A 17,001-nucleotide genomic window follows, 5' to 3' on the forward strand; every position below is an offset into this window, starting at 1 on the left:
GGCCCGGCCGCGATCGTGCTGTCGTCGAGCGCCGGACACCGCCGACGTTAGGGTGCGACACCCGGGTCCGCAACGGCGTTTCCCCCTGCCCACGCCTCACGGCATAACGCCGATAATCAACATTATGTCAACTCAGTATGGGGAAGGGCGTGGGAAGGGGCCTCCCCCTCACGTCCCCGAGGGCCGATGACACCGCCGGGCGCGACCCGGAGACAGCGGGCGCAGCGAGCGGCAGGATGGGCACGCGGGCGGCGACGACGTCGGCCCTGAGGAGGCGGTGATGGCAGCCACGCCCGGCACGGACCGTGGAACGCTGTCGGGTCGGCAGGTCTTCTCGTACGCGCTCGGCGACGTCGCCAACAACCTCTCGTTCATGATGACCTCGATGTTCCTCATGGTGTACATGACGGACATCGCCGGCATCTCGGCGGGCGTCGCCGGCACGATCTACGGGGTCACCAAGATCTGGGCCGGCGTCGCCGACCTCGTCGCAGGACAGACGGTCGACCGGTTCGACACCCGGTGGGGTCGCCTGCGTCCCTGGCTGCTCTTCGGCAGCACCCCCCTCGCCATCGTCTTCGTCCTGCTGTTCAGCGCGCCCGCCGGCCTGAGCCCCGCGCTCACCGTCGCCTGGATCTTCCTCTTCGACGCCCTCTTCCAGCTCGCGTACTCTTTCGTCAACATCCCCTACGGCTCCCTGTCCTCGGCGATGACGCAGGACTCCGTCGACCGGTCGAAGTTGTCGGGTGCCCGCTCGGTCGCCAGCTCGCTCACCGGCGTCGTCCTCTCCGCCGTCGTCGCACCCCAGTTCCAGGACACCACCGGCGACCACGTGCGGCTCCAGTTCACGCTGACCACCGCCGCGCTCGGGCTCGTCGCCGTCGCCCTGCACCTCGTCTGCTTCAGGAACAGCAGGGAGGTCGTCGCGCGCGGCGCGACGAAGATCTCGCTCGGGCGCACCGTGCGCATGATCCGCCACAACCGGCCCCTCGTCGTGCTGTGCCTCGCGGCCTTCTTCCTCCTCGCGGCCATCTTCACGATGAACGCCGTCGGCCTGTACTACGCCCGCTACGTGCTGGGCAACGCCGGCTGGTACACGTTCCTGGCGCTCGCCCAGGCCGTCGGCACCGTCGCGGTCGCCTCGATGGTCCCGGGAGTCACCTCGCGGTTCGGCAAGCGCAACGGGTACATCGCGGCCGCGCTCGTGGCGATCCTCGCCTTCGTCCTCATCTACCTCGTGCCCGAGGGCAGCCTGCCCATCGCCGTCGTGGCGTGGTTCCTGTTCGGTGCCGGGACCGGTGGGACCAACGCGCTGATGTTCTCGATGCAGGCTGACACCGTCGACTACGGCGAGTGGAAGACCGGCGTCCGGTCCGAGGGTGGCTCGTACTCGATCCTGTCCTTCATCCGCAAGACCGGTCAGGGCATCGGCGGCTGGGCCGGTGCGGCCCTCATCGGCGCGTACGGGTACGTCCCGCAGGCGCAGGCGCAGGACGCGACGGCCCAGGAGGGCATCCGACTGGCCACCGGCCTGCTGCCGGCAGCCCTCGCGGTGGCCGCCACCGTGGTGATGGTCGGCTACCACCTCACCGTCGAGGACCACAGGATGATCGTGCGTGAGCTCAACGCCCGTCGCTCGACCGGCGCGGTCAGCACGGCACACGGGGTCGAGGCCGCGCGCGTCGTCGTCGACGAGCGCGGTGACGCCCGGGACCTGCTCCTGCGGCCCCGCGACAGGGGGACGCTGCCGGTCGTCACGATCTTCGAACGCGAGGGCTCCGGAGCCACCGAGATCGGTCCTGCGGTGGCCGAGCGGCTCGGCGTCAGGTACGTCCCGCAGAAGTTCACCTCGGACCAGGTCGCGCGGGTGGACACGCGGGCCCTGTCCTCGGACAACGCCTTCGCGCGCTGGCTGCGCACCGTGTCGTACGGGGGAACGCAGGACGCCGACATGGCACGGGCGCTGGACAGCGCCGAGGACCACTCCCTCGCCCAGCAGAACCGCCTCGAGCTGCTCTCGTTCGCGCGGGACGGCGCGGTTATCGCCGGGCGCAACGGGGCCATCGTCCTCGGACGCGCCGTCGGCTCCCTGCACGTGAGGTTGACGGCGCCGCTCGACACCCGCATCGCGCGGGTCCGGTCGAAGACCGGCCTCAGCGAGTCCGAGGCGGAGTCGAGGATCGCCGTCGAGGACCGCGTTCGCGCGGAGATGTCGCGCCTCCTGTACCAGTGGGACCCGCACACCGACGAGTACTACGACCTCGTCATCAACACCGGGACCGTGCCCTACGAGCAGGTCGTCGACACGATCGTCGGTTTCTACCGCAGCAAGTACCCGGAGCAGGGTCCGCCGTCCCCGCAGGGCGACTGACCTCGTGACCGCTCCCCCACCTCACGCCGGTCCACGGTGCCCGGCCCACAGCGCGCTGGCGCGGGTGGCAGCGGCGTCGATGAGCCTCGTCAGCTCGGGCCGCTCCGGCACACGGAAGGACGTGTAGCCGCCGCGCCCACCGGCCACGGGACGTCCATAGGCCTTGGCGGCGACGTGCCCGTCCGGCAGCAACCGCACGTTGAGCGTCGTGAGGACGAACTCCTCCCCCCGCCGGGTGTCCCGCCACTGCAGGGCTTCCGGGATGGTCACGTTGATCGCCAGGGCGCTGACGTCCACGCTCTCGCGCCTCGTCGACCCGTCGTCGGGTGCGGTCATGTCGGGCTCCCTGTCGCCTCGCGTCTTCGCCGAGCGTATGCCGTCCGCGCCAGGACCTCGTCCTTCTCCCACGGGCTCCGTTGTCCTGCGGCAGCATGGGCCATCGAACCTCGAGGAGACGCGCATGGCCTACTCCGTGACGGCGCTCGGACCAGCGACCTGGGACGGCTTCGCCGACCTCGTCGACCGCAACAACGGGATCTTCGGTGGGTGCTGGTGCATCAGCTTCCACCTCGACCGCGGTGAGCGTGGAGGCGACCACCGGGAGGCCAAGCGCGAGCGGGTGCACACCGAGCGCGCGCACGCCGCCCTCGTCGTCGACGACGACGACGGGTCGGTGCAGGGCTGGGCGCAGTTCGGAGACGTCGGCGAGCTCCCGGGCATCAAGCACCGGCGAGCCTACGAGCAGGCCCCTCCCCCGCTGCCGGACTGGCGGATCACGTGCGTCTTCGTCGACAGGCGTCACCGTGGACTGGGAGTCGCCCGCACGGCCGTCGAGGGTGCGATCGACCTCATCGCGCAGGCCGGCGGCGGGCTCGTCGAGGCCATCCCCGAGGTGACGCAGGGGCGTGAGGCACCCGGCCGCTTCCTCTTCAGCGGCACCGTCGAGCTCTTCGAGGACCTCGGGTTCACCCGGGTGCGACAGGTCGGCAAGCACGCGTGGATCGTCCACCGGCGCCTCGAGGCGACGCCGTGAGCAGCGCGGGACTCGCTGCCCACCTGGGCTACGCGCACCGCGAGGGCAACCCCGCCCACCGGGCGGTCCGTTGGCTCGCCGGCACCCGCGCCGGGGCGTGGGCCTTCTCCTACACGCTGCGCCGGGCCGACTCCGTCATCGGTCGGCTCACCGGCGGGCGGCACAGCGCGCCGAGCCTGTTCACCGGGATCGCCGTCCTCACCGTGACGACCGCCGGCCGGCGGTCCGGGGCTGCCCGCACGAGCCACCTCATCGCGACGCCGCTCGGAGACACCCTGGCCCTCATCGGGACGAACTTCGGGCAGCCCGCCACGCCGGCCTGGGTCCTCAACGTCGAGGCGGAACCCCGAGCCGTCGTGACGTACCGCGGCGTCTCTCGTGACGTCATCGCGCGGCCCGCCACACCGGAGGAGGCCGAGGAGGTCTTCGCCCGGTCGGCGAGCTTCTACCCCGGCTACGGCCGTTACCGGCAGCGGATCGGCGGCCGCCGGCGGGTCCGCGTCTTCGTCCTCGAAGCCACGGCACACGAAAGCCGCTGAGGCGCAACGCTCTTCGCATCGGACCGGCCGGGAGCGTGACCGGGTCACCCGAACCGTTCGGCGACGAACGTGGCCAACGTCTCGTGGGACGGATGCCCCCAGCCGATGCAGAACGGGTGCCCCGCGGGGTCGGCGTACACCTGGTGTCCCTCGACCGCGGCGAGGTCGGGGGCGGCCCGCAGCAACCGCGCGCCCAACGACATGACGTGCTCGTGCGCGGACGAGGGGTCCTCCACGTGCAGGTCCAGGTGCACCTGCTGGGGCGACCCGTCCGGCCATTCGGGCGGGACGTGCTGCGGCGCGAGCTGGACGCCGACGCGCCACTCCCCCGTCGCGTCGACGACCGAGTCGAACGCCTCGCCGGCGAAGACGTGACCACCCAGTACACCGGCCCAGAACGCGCTCTCGGTCTGGATGTCGGCCGCGTCGAAGACGACCACGCTGCGTACGAGGTCCATGCCTTCGCACGATAGTCCGACCGGTCGGAGCGCTCAGGTCTTCGCCGCGATGTCCATCCTCACCGTGACGCGGTCACCGAGCTCGACACCCTCCGCAGCACGCACGGCATCCTTGAGCGGCACGACGTAGCCACCGTCCTTCGGCCACAGCGACGTCGTCCACGAGGTCTCCCCCAGCCGCAGCGACACCGGAACCATCCCCCAGCCGTAGCTGACGACCTCGGCGGCGTCACGCACGTCCTCGCACAGGGCCGCCGGCACGGACACGAAGTGGTAGGGCGCCGGACCCCGCCACTCCCACACCTCTGCGGTGAACTCGAGCGCTTCCATGCCCTCAATTTAGGTCCCGAGCCGACAACGCCGGGTGCGCGTCGCGACGAACTCTTGACCCGGCATACCAACTCTTGACCGTAACCGGACCCAGTGCTGACCCAGCGGTTCGTACGTTGGCGGACGGCCGCTCACCGCGGCTGTCCCTGCCAAGGAGCCACACATGCCGACGACCAGTCGCACCCTCGCCGTTCTCGCCGCCACCGCCCTCACCGGCGGTGCCCTCTTCGCCGGCCAGGCCACGGCCGCCGAGGGTGAGACCCCCACCTACTCCGAGTTCAAGGCCTCGACGTTCCAGGACGCCGACCGCACGTTCATCGTCAACGGTGACGAGCCGATGGGCAACGACGGCGAGCTGCACAAGTTCTACGACTCCATGGTCGCCCCGAAGGGCGGCATGGAGGACGGCCTCATCGTCAACACCAGCAACGGTGTCGACACCAAGTGGTCGGCGAGCCAGGCCCTCAACCTCACCTACTGCGTGAGCACGAAGTTCGGCGCCGACTACAGCCGGGTCGTGTCCGCGATGACCGCGGGTGTCGGACAGTGGGAGGCCGCGACGAGCAAGGTCAACTACACGCACGTCACCGCCCAGGACGGCAACTGCACGACGCGCAACAGCTCTGTGCTCTTCTCGGTCGAGCCGACCAAGACCACCCAGTACATCGCGCGTGCCTTCTTCCCGAACACCCCGAAGTCCGGCCGCAACGTCCTCGTCAACGCCGCATCGCTGTACAGCAGCGGCTCCTGGACCCCCTCCAACATCATGGCGCACGAGCTCGGCCACACCCTGGGCTTCCGCCACGAGCACACCCGCCCCGAGGCCGGAACCTGCTTCGAGGACAACAACTGGCGTCCGCTGACCGCCTACGACCGGGCGTCGATCATGCACTACCCCCAGTGCAACGGCTCCTCCACGAACCTCAGCATGACCGAGACCGACCGCGTGGGAGTGCGGTCGCTCTACGGCAGCTGAGGACTGCTCGCTCCTCCCGAGCAGTTCACGTCACCCCCACCGGTCCAGGGGCTCAGGCACCGGTGGGGGTGACGCGTCTCCCCCTGCCCCCGGGTGGACACCGGTGACCGGCGTCAGACCTCGAAGCGGCTCGGGTCCCCGGCGCCGACCCGGAGCACCTCCGGGACGTCACCGGAGAGGTCGACGACCGTCGTCGGCTCGGTGCCGCACTCCCCCGAGTCGATCACCGTGTCGACGACGTGGTCGAGGGTCTCCTTGACCTGCCAGCCGTCGGTCATCGGCTCGTTCTCACCCGGCAGGATGAGCGTGGAGGTGAGCATCGGCTCGCCCAGCTCGGCGAGCAGGGCCTGCACGACGGCGTTCTCGGGGATGCGCACGCCGACGGTCTTCTTCTTCGGGTGCAGGACGCGGCGCGGCACCTCGCCCGTCGCGGGCAGGATGAACGTGTAGGGCCCGGGGGTCGACGCCTTGACCGCCCGGAAGACGGCGTTGTCGACGTGGACGAAGTGCCCGAGCTGCGCGAAGTCGGCGCACACGAGCGTGTAGTGGTGCTTGTCGTCGAGCCGGCGGATGTCGCGGATCCGGTCCTTGGCCGACTGGTTGCCGAGCGCGGCACCCAGCGCGTAGCCGGAGTCCGTCGGGTAGGCGATGAGGCCGCCGTCGCGCAGGGTCTGGACCGCCTGCCGGATGGAGCGCGGCTGCGGGTCGTCGGGGTGCACGTCGAGGTAGCGGGCCACGGCTCAGTCCTCCCGCATGTGGATGGGCGTGCCGAGCAGGACGGTGCGAGAGACCGTGCAGAGGCGGTCGTGCGACTGGCCGATGGCCCGCGGCAGCATGTCGCGGGCCCGGTCGCCGGCCTCGCCCTCGGGGAAGCGCACCCGGAAGCTCACCTCGAGGTCCTCCAGGTAGTTGCCCTTCTCCGGGTCCCGCATCTTGACGCCGGACCCGGTGACGGTGAACTCGACCGGCTCGGCGCGACGGCTCGTGATGAAGTCGACGTCGACCGCGCTGCAGCCCGCGATGGCGGTGAGCAGCAGCTCGACCGGCGTGAAGTCGTCGCTCTCGCCGGTGCCGAGATGGATGGTCCCGCCGCGCACGTTGGTCACGTCGAACTCGCCGTGCGCGGTGCGGGTCATCGTCACGGAGCGGTGCCCCGGTCCGGTGCCGCCGGTCTCGGCCTCGGGTGCGGCGGAGGTCTCGCTCATGTGGTGCTCCATCTCTCGTCGAGGGCTCGCACGACCTTGAGGTCGCGGATGGTGACGGCGCTGCCGGCCAGCTTCTCGAGACGCGCCCCGGCGAGCTTCGCGTTCGGGAAGCCGCTGTCGTACTCGAGCAGGACGTCCCGGCCCACCATGCGTGCCCGCTCCGGTGTCGCGTCGTATGCCGTGAGCGCGTCCCGCGCGGACGGGCTCGGCTCGCTCTTGACGAACGCCACGTAGCGGCGCGCGTCGGCCGTGAGCAGGGGTGGGATCGCCTCGACCTCCCGGGCGAGGTCGTGCAGCTCACGGGGCGAGCGGACCATGGTCGGCACGTCGAAGCCGCACCAGGCGGCGAGCAGCTCCTCGATCACCGACTCGACCTTGGCGCCCGAGCGCATGGTCGAGGTGAGGGCGACGTTGCCCGTCTGGATGTGCGTCTCCACGTCCGTGAAGCCGGCACCGGTGAGGCGCTCGCGCAGCTCGGCCATGGGGACCTTGCGGACGGGCCCAAGGTTGACGGCACGCAGGAAGGCCAGGTGGCGCGGCATACCCGGATCCTGCCAGAGTGGCCGCCATGACCGGCGCACCCGCTGTCCCCGAAGGCCGCATCGTCCTCGTCCGCCACGGCAAGACCGAGTGGAGCGAGTCCGGGCAGCACACCGGTACCACCGACATCTCGCTGACGCCGCAGGGCGAGGCGGACGCGGCGACCCTCGCCGACCGGCTCGCCCGGTACGACGTCGGTCTGGTGCTGTCCTCGCCGATGCAGCGTGCGCGACGCACCGCCGAGATCGCGGGCTACTCCCCCGAGATCGACGACCACCTCGTCGAGTGGGACTACGGCGTCTACGAGGGCCGGACCACCAAGGAGATCCGGGAGGACCTCGGCTACGGGTGGACCGTCTTCGAGCACGGTGTGGCCCCGGGGGCCTCGCCGGGCGAGACGGTCGAGGAGGTGGCGGCCCGGGCGTCCCGGGTCCTGCTGCGCGCGGCGCCGGTGCTTGCGACGCGGGACGTGCTGCTCTTCGGCCACGGACACGCGCTGCGCATCCTCGCCGCGGTGTTCCTGCGGGAGCAGCCACGGTTCGCCGCCCGCATCCTGCTCGACGCGGGCTCGGTGAGCGTGCTCGAGCACGAGCGGGAGCAGCCGGCCATCAGGCTCTGGAACAGCCTCTCCTGACGCCCCACCCGGACGACGCGGACGCCGCGGACGACGCGGACGACGCGGTCAGGGCAGCGGCCAGGTGTGCACCGGCTCGTTGGAGCTCATGTGCTCGGCGTAGAGCTCGAGCATCTGGTGCAGGGCCGTGCGCCGGTCGGACCCGCGTGACTCGAACGCCTTGACCGCCGACGTCTGCCACGTGGCGCCGTTGACACCCTCCTGGCAGCGGGCCTCGATGACGCCCAGGAAGCGCTCGCGCACCGCCTGCGACACGCCCCACTCCTCGAGGCCCTCGTGGGCGAGCGGCAGCAGGTGGCGCAGCACGAGCTCGTCCACGCCCACCTCGCCGAAGCCCGGCCAGTACAGGCGGGCCTCGATGCCGTCTCGGGCGGCGCGGTGGAAGTTCTCCTCGCACGCCGCGAAGCTCATCTTCGTCCACACCGGACGGTCGGTCATGGCGAGCCGGCGGACCGCGCCGTAGTAGAACGCGGCGTTGGCCAGGGTGTCGACGATCGTCGGTCCGGCCGGCAGGACACGGTTCTCGACCCGCAGGTGCGGCCGTCCCTTGACGATGTCGTAGATCGGTCGGTTCCACCGGTAGACGGTCCCGTTGTGCAGGCGGAGCTCGGCGAGGTCGGGGGCCTCCCCCGCCTCGAGCTTGGCCATCGGGTCCTCGTCGGTGCTCTCCGCGAGCAGCGCCGGGAAGTAGCGCACGTTCTCCTCGAACAGGTCGAAGATCGAGGTGATCCAGCGCTCGCCGAAGAAGACCCGGGGTCGGACCCCCTGGTTCTTCAGCTCGACCGGCCGCGTGTCCGTCGCCTGCTTGAACAGCTCGATGCGGGTCTCGGCGTGCAGCCGCTGCCCGAAGAAGAAGGGTGAGTTCGCGGCGAGGGCGACCTGGACCGGAGACAGCGCCTGGGCGGCGTTCCAGTGGTCGGCGAAGTCGGCCGGGGCGACCTGGAGGTGGAGCTGCACGCTCGTGCACGCGGACTCGGGCGCGATCGAGTTGCAGTAGGTGGCGACCCGCTCCCCCTGCGGTCCGGTGATGTCGAGGAAGATGTCCTCGCCGCGGGCGACGAAGATCGAGTCGTTGAGGGCGGTGTAGCGGTTGTTGTCGCTGATCCACTCGCCCTCGTAGTGCTCCGGCATGATCGTCGGCAGGATCCCGATGGCGATGAGCCGAGAGCCGACCTCGCGGGCCTTCGCGTCGGCCGCGTTGAGCGACTCGCGCAGCTCCTGCTCGAGCTCGAGCGCGGAGTCACCGGGCAACGGCCGCGGGGGCACGTTGAGCTCGATGTTGTACTGCGCCAGCTCGGTCTGGTAGCCCGGGTCGGCGATCGCCCCGAGCACCTCGGCGTTGGCGAAGTGCGGGTCGAAGTCGGCGTTGACGAGGTTGAGCTCGATCTCGAGTCCGGTGAGCGGGCGGTCGAACTCGAAGGAGTGCTGGCTGAGCATGCGCTCGAAGACGTCGAGGTTCTGACGCACCTTCTCGCGGTAGCGCTGGCGCTCCTCACGCGTGTAGCTCTGTGCGTTGACCTCGGCACCCACGCCCATCACCTCCGGCTCTCGTCGCTGTGTGGCTCGAAGGGCCCACTCAATCACCATCCGATCATGGCGGGCGAGCGGAACGCCGCTGAATCCGCGTTTCGGTCACCGGCGGTGTCGGTGCCTCGACCTAGCCTCGGTGACGTGCGCATGATCCACACCTCCGACTGGCACCTGGGCCGGGCCTTCCACCAGGTCGGGCTGCAGGACGCCCAGTCGGCCTTCCTCGACCACCTCGTCGAGGTCGTGCGTGCCGAGTCGGTCGACGCGGTGCTCGTCTCGGGTGACGTCTACGACCGCGCGCTGCCCGCCCCGGACACCGTCGCGATGCTCTCCGACGTCGTCGAGCGGCTCATCGACGCCGGAGCCGCGGTGGTCCTGTCCAGCGGCAACCACGACTCCGCCATCCGGCTCGGTTTCGCCTCCCGGGTCCTCGAGCGGTCGGGGCTGCACATCCGGACCAGCCTGGACGACATCGGTCGACCGGTCCTCTTCGGCGACGTCGCGGTCCACCCGCTCCCCTACCTCGAGCCGTCCCTGACCGCCGGTCGACTCGGCGCCACCGATCGCACCCACGCCTCCGTGCTGCGCGCGGCCATGGACCGCGTGCGCGACTCGCTGGCGACCGGGTCCCACCGTCGCTCCGTCGTCATGGCGCACGCCTTCGTCACCGGCGGCGCCACGAGCGACTCCGAGCGCGACATCGCCGTGGGGGGCGTCGCCGCCGTGCCGCCCACGGTCTTCGACGGCGTCGACTACGCAGCGCTGGGGCACTTGCACGGCCGTCAGGAGGTGGCCGACGGCGTCCGCTACTCCGGCTCCCCCGTCGCGATGTCCTTCAGCGAGGCACGGCACACCAAGGGGTCCTGGCTCGTCGACCTCACCGGTGACGCAGAGCCCGCCGTCCACTTCGTCGCCGCCCCGGTCGAGCGCCCGCTCGCCCTGCTCCGTGGCACGCTCGACGACCTCCTCACCGGACGCGAGCACGCGCCGGCCGAGCAGGCGTGGTGCCAGGTCACGCTCACCGACCCGCTGCGCCCGCTCGGCGCGATGGAGCGGCTGCGCGAGCGCTTCCCCCACACCCTCGATCTGCGCTTCGCCCCCACGGGGACGGTGACGACGATGAGCGCGTATGCCGCGTCACTCACGGAGCGCTCCGACCTCGACGTGTGCTGCGACTTCCTCACCCACGTCCGGGGTGGCCACGGCGCCGACGACGCGGAGCGACGGCTCCTCGCCGAGGCCGTCGAGGGGGCCCGGCTGGGCCGTGCCCACGCCGACGGCGAGGGGTCCGCGTCCGGGCGCCGCTCCGGTGCGGCATGAGGATCCACCGGCTCGCCGCCACCGCCTTCGGCCCCTTCCCCGACGAGGTCGAGGTCGACTTCGACACCCTCAGCGCCGCGGGCCTCTTCCTCATCCACGGCCCGACCGGCGCCGGCAAGACGAGCCTGCTCGACGCCATCTGCTTCGCGCTCTTCGCCGACGTGCCCGGTCTGCGGGACAAGCGCGGCATCGTCAGCGACCACGCCGCACCCACGGCCACCCCTTCGGTGGAGCTCGAGTTCACCTCCGGCACTCGGCGGTTCCGGCTGCGCCGCTCCCCGGCGCACTCCCGACCCAAGAAGCGGGGCACCGGCACCATCGAGGCGCCCGCGACCGTGAGCCTGTCCGAGCAGCGACGGGGCGAGTGGACGGTGGTGTCCACCCGCAACGACGAGGCGGCCGAGGTCATCCACGACGTCATCGGGATGGGCAAGGAGCAGTTCGCCAAGGTGGCGATGCTCCCGCAGGGCGAGTTCGCCGCGTTCCTCACCGCCAAGGACGAGGACCGCAGGGGCCTGCTCGAGCAGCTCTTCGACATCTCCCGCTTCGCCGACGTCGAGGGGTGGCTCGTCGAGCAGCGCCGGGCGAGCGAGGCCGAGATGCAGTCGCGTCGCACGGGCATCGACACCGACCTGGCCCGGCTCGCCGACGTCGTCGCCGCCAGTGGGCTGGGCAGCACTGACGACAGCTCTGCCCACGATCCCGGCTCCCCCGCGGTCGATCCGGACTCGCCCGAGGGCATCCGCACACGGCTCGACGACCTCGGTGAGGCTCTCGACGCGCACCTGTCCGAGGCGATGGTCACGCTCGACGTCGCCGTGGCGCACGAGCGGACCGCCGCCGCGGCGGCCGAGCGGGGGCGCGCCCTGACGACCCTGCGTGAGCGGGGCAGGGCGGCCCGGGAGTCCCTCGCCGCCCTGGAGCTCGCGGAGGGCGACGTCGCCGCCGCGCGGCTCGAACACTCCGCCGCCAGCAGGGCTGCGGGCGTGAGCGGGCACCTCGCCGCGCTCACCCGCGCCGAGGCGGAGTCCGGCCAGACCGACGCCACCGCCTCGGCCGCCCGCGCGCGGGTGCTCGCGCTCGTCCCCGCGGCCGACGACCCCACGGCCGTCCTGGCGGCGCTGCACGAGCACGACGACTCCCTGCGCGAGCTGGTGCGCCTGGCGCAGTCGCGTGCTGCCCGCACCCGGCTGCTGCGCGAGCACGTCGAGGCCGTCGAGGCGGCCACGTCCGTCCTCGACACGGCGGACGCCGACCGGGCGGAGGCCCTCACCCGCGTCGGCGAGGCGGAAGCGGCGCTCGCCGACGCCCTCGAGGCCGAGGCCGCCCTCGACGGTGCCGAGCAGACGGCACGGACGGCGAGGGACCGCCACCGGCTCGCCCAGCAGGTCGTCCTCGATGAGGTCACCGTGGCGCGGCTCGCCGCGACCTCGGTCGACGCGCGCACAGCCGCCCAGGACGCCCGCGAGCACGAGCAGGACCTCGTCGCCCAGCGCCTGTCCCAGATGGCCGCCGAGCTCGCCGAGGGCCTCGTCGACGGTTCGGCCTGCCCCGTCTGCGGCGCCGAGGAGCACCCCGTGCCGGCGCACGGTGCCGACCGGGTGAGCGCCGCCGAGCTCGACCGCGCGCGCCGGGTCCACGCCGAGCTCGCCCGCACCGCTCAGGAGAGCGAGTCGGCCGTCGCTGCCGCCCGCGCCCTTCTCCGTGAGGCCCTGCGCGTCCTCGACGCGCAGGAGGCTCGCGACCTCGACCTCGCGGCGATGTCCGCAGCCGCCGACGAGGCGGAGCGAGCCGTCGCCCTCGTGCGCCGTCGCGCTGCCGGCCGACCGGACCTCGGACGCCGGCTCACCGCAGCCCGGGCCGCGGCGGCGCAGGTGGAGGTCGGGGTGACGACGGCGCGGCGCGACCTCGAGCGCGCCACGACCGTCGCCGGGCAGGCGAAGCAGGCCGAGGAGACCGAGGCTGCGACCTCACGCGTCCTCGCCGCCCGGCACGCCGACTGCCCCTGTGGCGTCGGTGCGACGGGTGCCGACCCGCCGCTCGCTGACCGCATGCTCGGCGGCACCGAGGCGGCTCTCGATCCCTCGGCGCTGTCCCGGGTCCATGGCCGGGCCGTGGCCGCCGTGGAGGGCTGGCGTGACGCCGTCGCGCTCCACGAGGCGGCGGCGTCACGGTTCGTCATCGCGCACGCGACCGCCCTGTCCGCCGCCGCGGAGGCCGGCTTCGACTCCCTCGACGACGCGGCGACCGCGGTGCGCGCACCCGCCGCCCTCGACCGGCTCCGGGACCGCCTCCACGACCACGACCGGGCGCGCGCGTCCGCCGAGGCCGTCCTCTCCGACAGCGACGTCCGCGACGCCGAGATCGGCCCCGGGCCCGACCTCGAGGCCCTCGCCGCCTCGGCGCAGCAGGCGCGAGGCGCCCTGCTCACCGCCCAGTCCGCGCAGACCGAGGCCACCGGGGCCCGCACGTCCTTCCTGTCCGTGCGGGCCAGCCTCGTCGCCGCCCTCGATGCCTCCGGCCCGGCCCTCGAGCGGCACCACCGCGTCAAGGAGCTGGCCGACACCTTCGCCGGAGGCGGGCTCAACAACACCCTGCGCATGCGGCTCACCTCCTACGTCCTCGCGGCCCGTCTCGAGAAGGTCGCCCAGCTCGCCAACGAGCGGTTGCGGATCATGGGTGACGGCCGCTACCGGCTCGAGCACTCCGACCGCCTCGCCGCCCGGGGAGCCCGCAGCGGCCTGGGCCTGCGGGTGCTCGACCAGTGGACCGGGGTCAGCCGTGAGACGTCGACCCTGTCCGGGGGTGAGGCGTTCATGGCCTCGCTCGCCCTGGCGCTCGGGCTCGCGGACGCGGTCCGCGAGGAGTCCGGCGGGTTCGACCTCGGCACCCTCTTCGTCGACGAGGGCTTCGGCACGCTCGACGACGAGAGCCTGGAGCAGGTCATCTCCGTCCTCGACTCGCTGCGTGAGGGCGGTCGCGCGGTCGGCGTCGTGTCCCACGTCGCCGAGCTCCGCAGCCGCATCACCAGCCAGCTCTCCGTGCGCAAGACCGCCAGCGGCAGCACGGTCGCCGTCTCGACCCCGGGAGCCGAGAGCGCCGCGTGACCGTGGAGGTCACGCGGCGCCCCGGACCGGCACGGGGTCGTGAGGGTCAGTCCTCGAACGCCTCGGGCGGGGGGCAGGAACAGACGAGGTGACGGTCGCCGTAGGCGCCGTCGATGCGGCGGACCGGCGGCCAGTACTTCGCGAGCGGGTCGACTCCCGGCGGGTAGGCCGCGTCCTGACGGCTGTAGTCGACGTCCCAGTCCCCGGCGAGCGACTGCGCGGTGTGCGGGGCGCCACGCAGGACACTGGTCGCGGCGCTGCCGGACGCGCCCACGGCGTCGATCTCCGCGCGGATCGCGATCATCGCGTCGCAGAAGCGGTCCAGCTCGACCTTGTCCTCGCTCTCGGTCGGCTCCACCATGAGGGTGCCGGCGACGGGGAAGGACATGGTCGGGGCGTGGAAGCCGTAGTCGACGAGCCGCTTGGCGATGTCGTCGACGCTGACGCCCGTCTCCTTCGTGAGCGGTCGGACGTCGAGGATGCACTCGTGGGCGACGAGGCCGCCCTCGCCGGAGTAGAGGACCGGATAGTGGTCGCGCAGGCGGGTCGCCACGTAGTTCGCGTTGAGCACCGCGACCTCCGTCGCGCGGCGCAGACCCGACGCGCCCATGAGCCGCACGTAGGCCCAGGAGATCGGCAGGATCCCCGCCGAGCCGTAGGGGGCCGCCGAGACCGGGCCGACACCGGTCTGCGGGCCGGCCTCGGCGTCGAGCGGGTGGTTGGGCAGGAACGGTGCGAGGTGCTCGCGGCACGCCACCGGCCCGACCCCGGGACCACCGCCACCGTGCGGGATGCAGAACGTCTTGTGGAGGTTGAGGTGCGAGACGTCGGCACCGAACCGGCCGGGCTGGGCGAGGCCGACGAGGGCGTTGAGGTTGGCGCCGTCGACGTAGACCTGGCCGCCCGCGTCGTGGACCATGGCGCACAGGTCGGTGATCGTGTCCTCGAACACCCCGTGCGTCGAGGGGTAGGTCACCATGATCGCGGCGAGCTGGTCGCGGTGCTGCTCGACCTTGGCCTTGAGGTCGTCCATGTCGACGTTGCCCGTGATCTCCGCGGTCTTGACGACGACGACCTTCATGCCGGCCATGACGGCGCTCGCCGCGTTGGTGCCGTGGGCACTGGCCGGGATGAGGCACACGGTGCGCTCGTCGTCCCCCTGCGACCGGTGGTAGGCCGCGATGGCCAGGAGGCCGGAGAGCTCGCCCTGAGACCCGGCGTTCGGCTGGAGCGACACGGCGTCGTAGCCGGTGATGTCGCACAGCCACCGCGACAGCTCGTCGATGAGGTGGCGGATCCCCTCGGTCTGGTCCAGCGGGGCGAACGGGTGGAGGTTCGCGAACTCGGGCCAGGTGATCGCGAGCATCTCGGTCGTCGCGTTGAGCTTCATCGTGCACGAGCCGAGCGGGATCATGCCGCGGTCGAGGGCGAAGTCGCGGTCGGACAGGCGGCGCAGGTAGCGCAGCATCGCCGTCTCGCTGTGGTGGCTCGTGAAGACGGGGTGGGTGAGGTAGTCCGAGGTGCGGAGCAGGGCGCCGTCCCACGTCGGTTCCTCGATGGTGACCCGGCCCGGCTCGGACACGCCGAACGCCCGGCAGACCTTGGCCAGGTCGTCGTGGTCGGTGGTCTCGTCGAGGGAGAGCAGGACGGTGTCACCGTCGTGCCGCCAGAGGTTCGCGCCCTCGGCCAGCGCCGCCGCGACGACCTCGTCGGCCCGGCCCGGCACGCTCACCGAGAGCGTGTCGAAACCCGGCTCGGAGTCGACGTCGACGCCGCCCTCTCGCAGTGCGCCGGCCAGGGTGCTCGCGTGCGCGTGGATGCGCAGTGCGATCGCGCGCAGGCCCCGCGGGCCGTGGTAGACGGCATACATGCTCGCCATGACGGCGAGGAGGACCTGGGCGGTGCAGATGTTCGACGTCGCCTTCTCCCGGCGGATGTGCTGCTCACGGGTCTGCAGCGCGAGGCGGTAGGCCGGCGCGCCGGTGACGTCGACCGACACGCCGACGAGTCGGCCCGGCAGCGTGCGCTCGAGCCCGGACCGGACCGACATGTAGCCGGCGTGCGGTCCACCGAAGGCCATCGGCACTCCGAAGCGCTGGGTGGTGCCCACCGCGATGTCGGCACCCCACTCCCCCGGCGCCGTGGCCAGGGTGAGGGCCATGAGGTCCGCCGCGGCCGTGACGAGCGCCCCGGCCCCGTGGGCCGCCTCGGCGAGGGCCCGGTGGTCGCGCAGCCGCCCGTGGAGGTCGGGGTACTGGACGAGGACCCCGAAGACGTCGCGCCCGCCTGCCGCCTCGGCGAGGGCCTCGCCGGTCGTCACGCCGGTGAGGTCCGCGACGACGACCTCGATGCCGAGCGGCACCGCGCGGGTGCGCATCACGGCCAGCGTCTGCGGGAAGACCGCGTGGTCGACGACGAGCACGGCGTCCTTGGCCGCCTTGCTCGAGCGACGCATGAGGGTCATCGCCTCGGCGGCCGCCGTCGCCTCGTCGAGGAGGGAGGCTCCGGCGGTGCTCAGCCCGGTGAGGTCCGAGACGACCGTCTGGAAGTTGAGGAGGGCCTCGAGGCGGCCCTGCGAGATCTCGGGCTGGTACGGCGTGTACGCCGTGTACCAGGCCGGGTTCTCGAGCACGTTGCGCTGGATCACCGCGGGGGTGAGCGTGCCGTAGTAGCCCAGCCCGATCATCGAGGTGAGCACGCGGTTGCGTGAGGCGAGGCCGCGCAGCTCCTCGACGACGGCCGCCTCGGAGTCGGCGGGCACGATGCCCATCGCGTCGGTGGCCCGGATCGCGTCCGGGACGGCGACGGCGGTGAGGTCGTCCAGGCTCGAGCGGCCGATGACGGCGAGCATCTCGGCGACCTGGGCGTCGTCCGGGCCGATGTGTCGCTCGGCGAACGCGGGCAGCATGGTCGGGTTCGGCATGGTGTCAGTCATGAGGTGAGGCTCCTGGCGCACGG

15 protein-coding genes are annotated in these 17,001 nt (G+C 72.2%); 7 read left to right on the forward strand and 8 right to left on the reverse strand.

Translation table 11 applies throughout. From position 1 onward, the window contains the following. Window positions 1-280: 280 nt before the first annotated feature. Window positions 281-2,371 (forward strand): glycoside-pentoside-hexuronide (GPH):cation symporter, encoded by a 2,091-nt coding sequence (locus tag AC3EU2_RS16415; RefSeq protein ID WP_488177350.1) that lies wholly within the window; start codon window positions 281-283, stop codon window positions 2,369-2,371. 21 nt (window positions 2,372-2,392) lie between these two features. On the opposite strand, the gene AC3EU2_RS16420 is transcribed toward AC3EU2_RS16415, so the two are convergent. Next, window positions 2,393-2,707 carry a hypothetical protein gene (locus AC3EU2_RS16420; protein ID WP_488177351.1) on the reverse strand — a complete coding sequence of 105 codons (315 nt, stop codon included), beginning with the start codon at window positions 2,705-2,707 and terminating at the stop codon, window positions 2,393-2,395. Window positions 2,708-2,831: 124 nt separating this feature from the next. Between AC3EU2_RS16420 and AC3EU2_RS16425 the strand changes: the two genes are divergently transcribed. Further along, the gene (locus AC3EU2_RS16425) at window positions 2,832-3,404 is read left to right on the forward strand and encodes a GNAT family N-acetyltransferase (RefSeq protein ID WP_488177352.1); all 573 of its coding nucleotides are present in this window, start codon (window positions 2,832-2,834) and stop codon (window positions 3,402-3,404) included. After that, entirely contained in the window at window positions 3,401-3,943 is a 543-nt protein-coding gene (locus tag AC3EU2_RS16430; RefSeq protein ID WP_488177353.1) for a nitroreductase family deazaflavin-dependent oxidoreductase, read from the forward strand. Before AC3EU2_RS16425 ends, AC3EU2_RS16430 begins: the two co-directional genes overlap by 4 nt. Before the next feature lie 44 nt (window positions 3,944-3,987). On the opposite strand, the gene AC3EU2_RS16435 is transcribed toward AC3EU2_RS16430, so the two are convergent. Together AC3EU2_RS16435 and AC3EU2_RS16440 are read right to left on the reverse strand one after the other, a co-directional pair. Further along, entirely contained in the window at window positions 3,988-4,401 is a 414-nt protein-coding gene (locus AC3EU2_RS16435) for a VOC family protein (protein WP_488177354.1), read from the reverse strand. Window positions 4,402-4,434: 33 nt separating this feature from the next. Beyond that, complete coding sequence (locus AC3EU2_RS16440) at window positions 4,435-4,731, reverse strand: DUF1905 domain-containing protein (protein WP_488177355.1); 297 nt, start codon at window positions 4,729-4,731, stop codon at window positions 4,435-4,437. A 163-nt stretch (window positions 4,732-4,894) separates the two neighbouring features. On the opposite strand from AC3EU2_RS16440, the gene AC3EU2_RS16445 reads away from it, so the two are divergent. Beyond that, a complete protein-coding gene (locus tag AC3EU2_RS16445; protein ID WP_488177356.1) occupies window positions 4,895-5,707 on the forward strand; it encodes a M57 family metalloprotease in 813 nt (270 codons plus the stop codon). Between the two features lie 113 nt (window positions 5,708-5,820). On the opposite strand, the gene AC3EU2_RS16450 is transcribed toward AC3EU2_RS16445, so the two are convergent. From AC3EU2_RS16450 to AC3EU2_RS16460, 3 genes are read right to left on the reverse strand one after another with little or no spacing between them, the layout of a single operon-like run. Next, on the reverse strand, window positions 5,821-6,444 hold the full coding sequence (locus tag AC3EU2_RS16450; RefSeq protein ID WP_488177357.1) for an L-threonylcarbamoyladenylate synthase: 624 nt from the start codon (window positions 6,442-6,444) through the stop codon (window positions 5,821-5,823). A 3-nt stretch (window positions 6,445-6,447) separates the two neighbouring features. After that, a complete protein-coding gene (locus AC3EU2_RS16455; RefSeq protein ID WP_488177358.1) occupies window positions 6,448-6,912 on the reverse strand; it encodes an OsmC family protein in 465 nt (154 codons plus the stop codon). Next, entirely contained in the window at window positions 6,909-7,454 is a 546-nt protein-coding gene (locus tag AC3EU2_RS16460) for a DUF1697 domain-containing protein (RefSeq protein ID WP_488177359.1), read from the reverse strand. Before AC3EU2_RS16460 ends, AC3EU2_RS16455 begins: the two co-directional genes overlap by 4 nt. 26 nt (window positions 7,455-7,480) lie before the next feature. On the opposite strand from AC3EU2_RS16460, the gene AC3EU2_RS16465 reads away from it, so the two are divergent. Further along, a complete protein-coding gene (locus tag AC3EU2_RS16465; protein WP_488177360.1) occupies window positions 7,481-8,086 on the forward strand; it encodes a histidine phosphatase family protein in 606 nt (201 codons plus the stop codon). Between the two features lie 48 nt (window positions 8,087-8,134). Here the strand turns inward: AC3EU2_RS16465 and AC3EU2_RS16470 are convergent, their stop codons facing one another. After that, window positions 8,135-9,616 carry a glutamate-cysteine ligase family protein gene (locus tag AC3EU2_RS16470; protein WP_488177361.1) on the reverse strand — a complete coding sequence of 494 codons (1,482 nt, stop codon included), beginning with the start codon at window positions 9,614-9,616 and terminating at the stop codon, window positions 8,135-8,137. Window positions 9,617-9,757: 141 nt separating this feature from the next. Here AC3EU2_RS16470 and AC3EU2_RS16475 point away from each other — a divergent pair, with 141 nt between their 5' ends. Both AC3EU2_RS16475 and AC3EU2_RS16480 read left to right on the forward strand, forming a co-directional pair. Then, window positions 9,758-10,936, forward strand: coding sequence for an exonuclease SbcCD subunit D (locus AC3EU2_RS16475; RefSeq protein WP_488177362.1), 1,179 nt, complete (start codon window positions 9,758-9,760; stop codon window positions 10,934-10,936). Next, the gene (locus AC3EU2_RS16480; protein ID WP_488177363.1) at window positions 10,933-14,043 is read left to right on the forward strand and encodes an AAA family ATPase; all 3,111 of its coding nucleotides are present in this window, start codon (window positions 10,933-10,935) and stop codon (window positions 14,041-14,043) included. Before AC3EU2_RS16475 ends, AC3EU2_RS16480 begins: the two co-directional genes overlap by 4 nt. Before the next feature lie 46 nt (window positions 14,044-14,089). Here the strand turns inward: AC3EU2_RS16480 and gcvP are convergent, their stop codons facing one another. Further along, on the reverse strand, window positions 14,090-16,978 hold the full coding sequence (gene gcvP / locus AC3EU2_RS16485) for an aminomethyl-transferring glycine dehydrogenase (protein ID WP_488177364.1): 2,889 nt from the start codon (window positions 16,976-16,978) through the stop codon (window positions 14,090-14,092). Between the last annotated feature and the right edge of the window lie 23 nt (window positions 16,979-17,001).

The sequence above is a fragment of the Knoellia sp. B-D-2 genome, assembly GCF_057714695.1.

Bases quoted from the DNA above. Each gene is read 5' to 3' on its own strand.
- AC3EU2_RS16415 (WP_488177350.1), top strand. From the start codon at position 281: ATGGCAGCCACGCCCGGCACGGACCGTGGAACGCTGTCGGGTCGGCAG.
- AC3EU2_RS16420 (WP_488177351.1), bottom strand. From the start codon at position 2,707: ATGACCGCACCCGACGACGGGTCGACGAGGCGCGAGAGCGTGGACGTC.
- AC3EU2_RS16425 (WP_488177352.1), top strand. From the start codon at position 2,832: ATGGCCTACTCCGTGACGGCGCTCGGACCAGCGACCTGGGACGGCTTC.
- AC3EU2_RS16435 (WP_488177354.1), bottom strand. From the start codon at position 4,401: ATGGACCTCGTACGCAGCGTGGTCGTCTTCGACGCGGCCGACATCCAG.
- AC3EU2_RS16440 (WP_488177355.1), bottom strand. From the start codon at position 4,731: ATGGAAGCGCTCGAGTTCACCGCAGAGGTGTGGGAGTGGCGGGGTCCG.
- AC3EU2_RS16445 (WP_488177356.1), top strand. From the start codon at position 4,895: ATGCCGACGACCAGTCGCACCCTCGCCGTTCTCGCCGCCACCGCCCTC.
- AC3EU2_RS16455 (WP_488177358.1), bottom strand. From the start codon at position 6,912: ATGAGCGAGACCTCCGCCGCACCCGAGGCCGAGACCGGCGGCACCGGA.
- AC3EU2_RS16460 (WP_488177359.1), bottom strand. From the start codon at position 7,454: ATGCCGCGCCACCTGGCCTTCCTGCGTGCCGTCAACCTTGGGCCCGTC.
- AC3EU2_RS16465 (WP_488177360.1), top strand. From the start codon at position 7,481: ATGACCGGCGCACCCGCTGTCCCCGAAGGCCGCATCGTCCTCGTCCGC.
- AC3EU2_RS16480 (WP_488177363.1), top strand. From the start codon at position 10,933: ATGAGGATCCACCGGCTCGCCGCCACCGCCTTCGGCCCCTTCCCCGAC.
- gcvP (WP_488177364.1), bottom strand. From the start codon at position 16,978: ATGACTGACACCATGCCGAACCCGACCATGCTGCCCGCGTTCGCCGAG.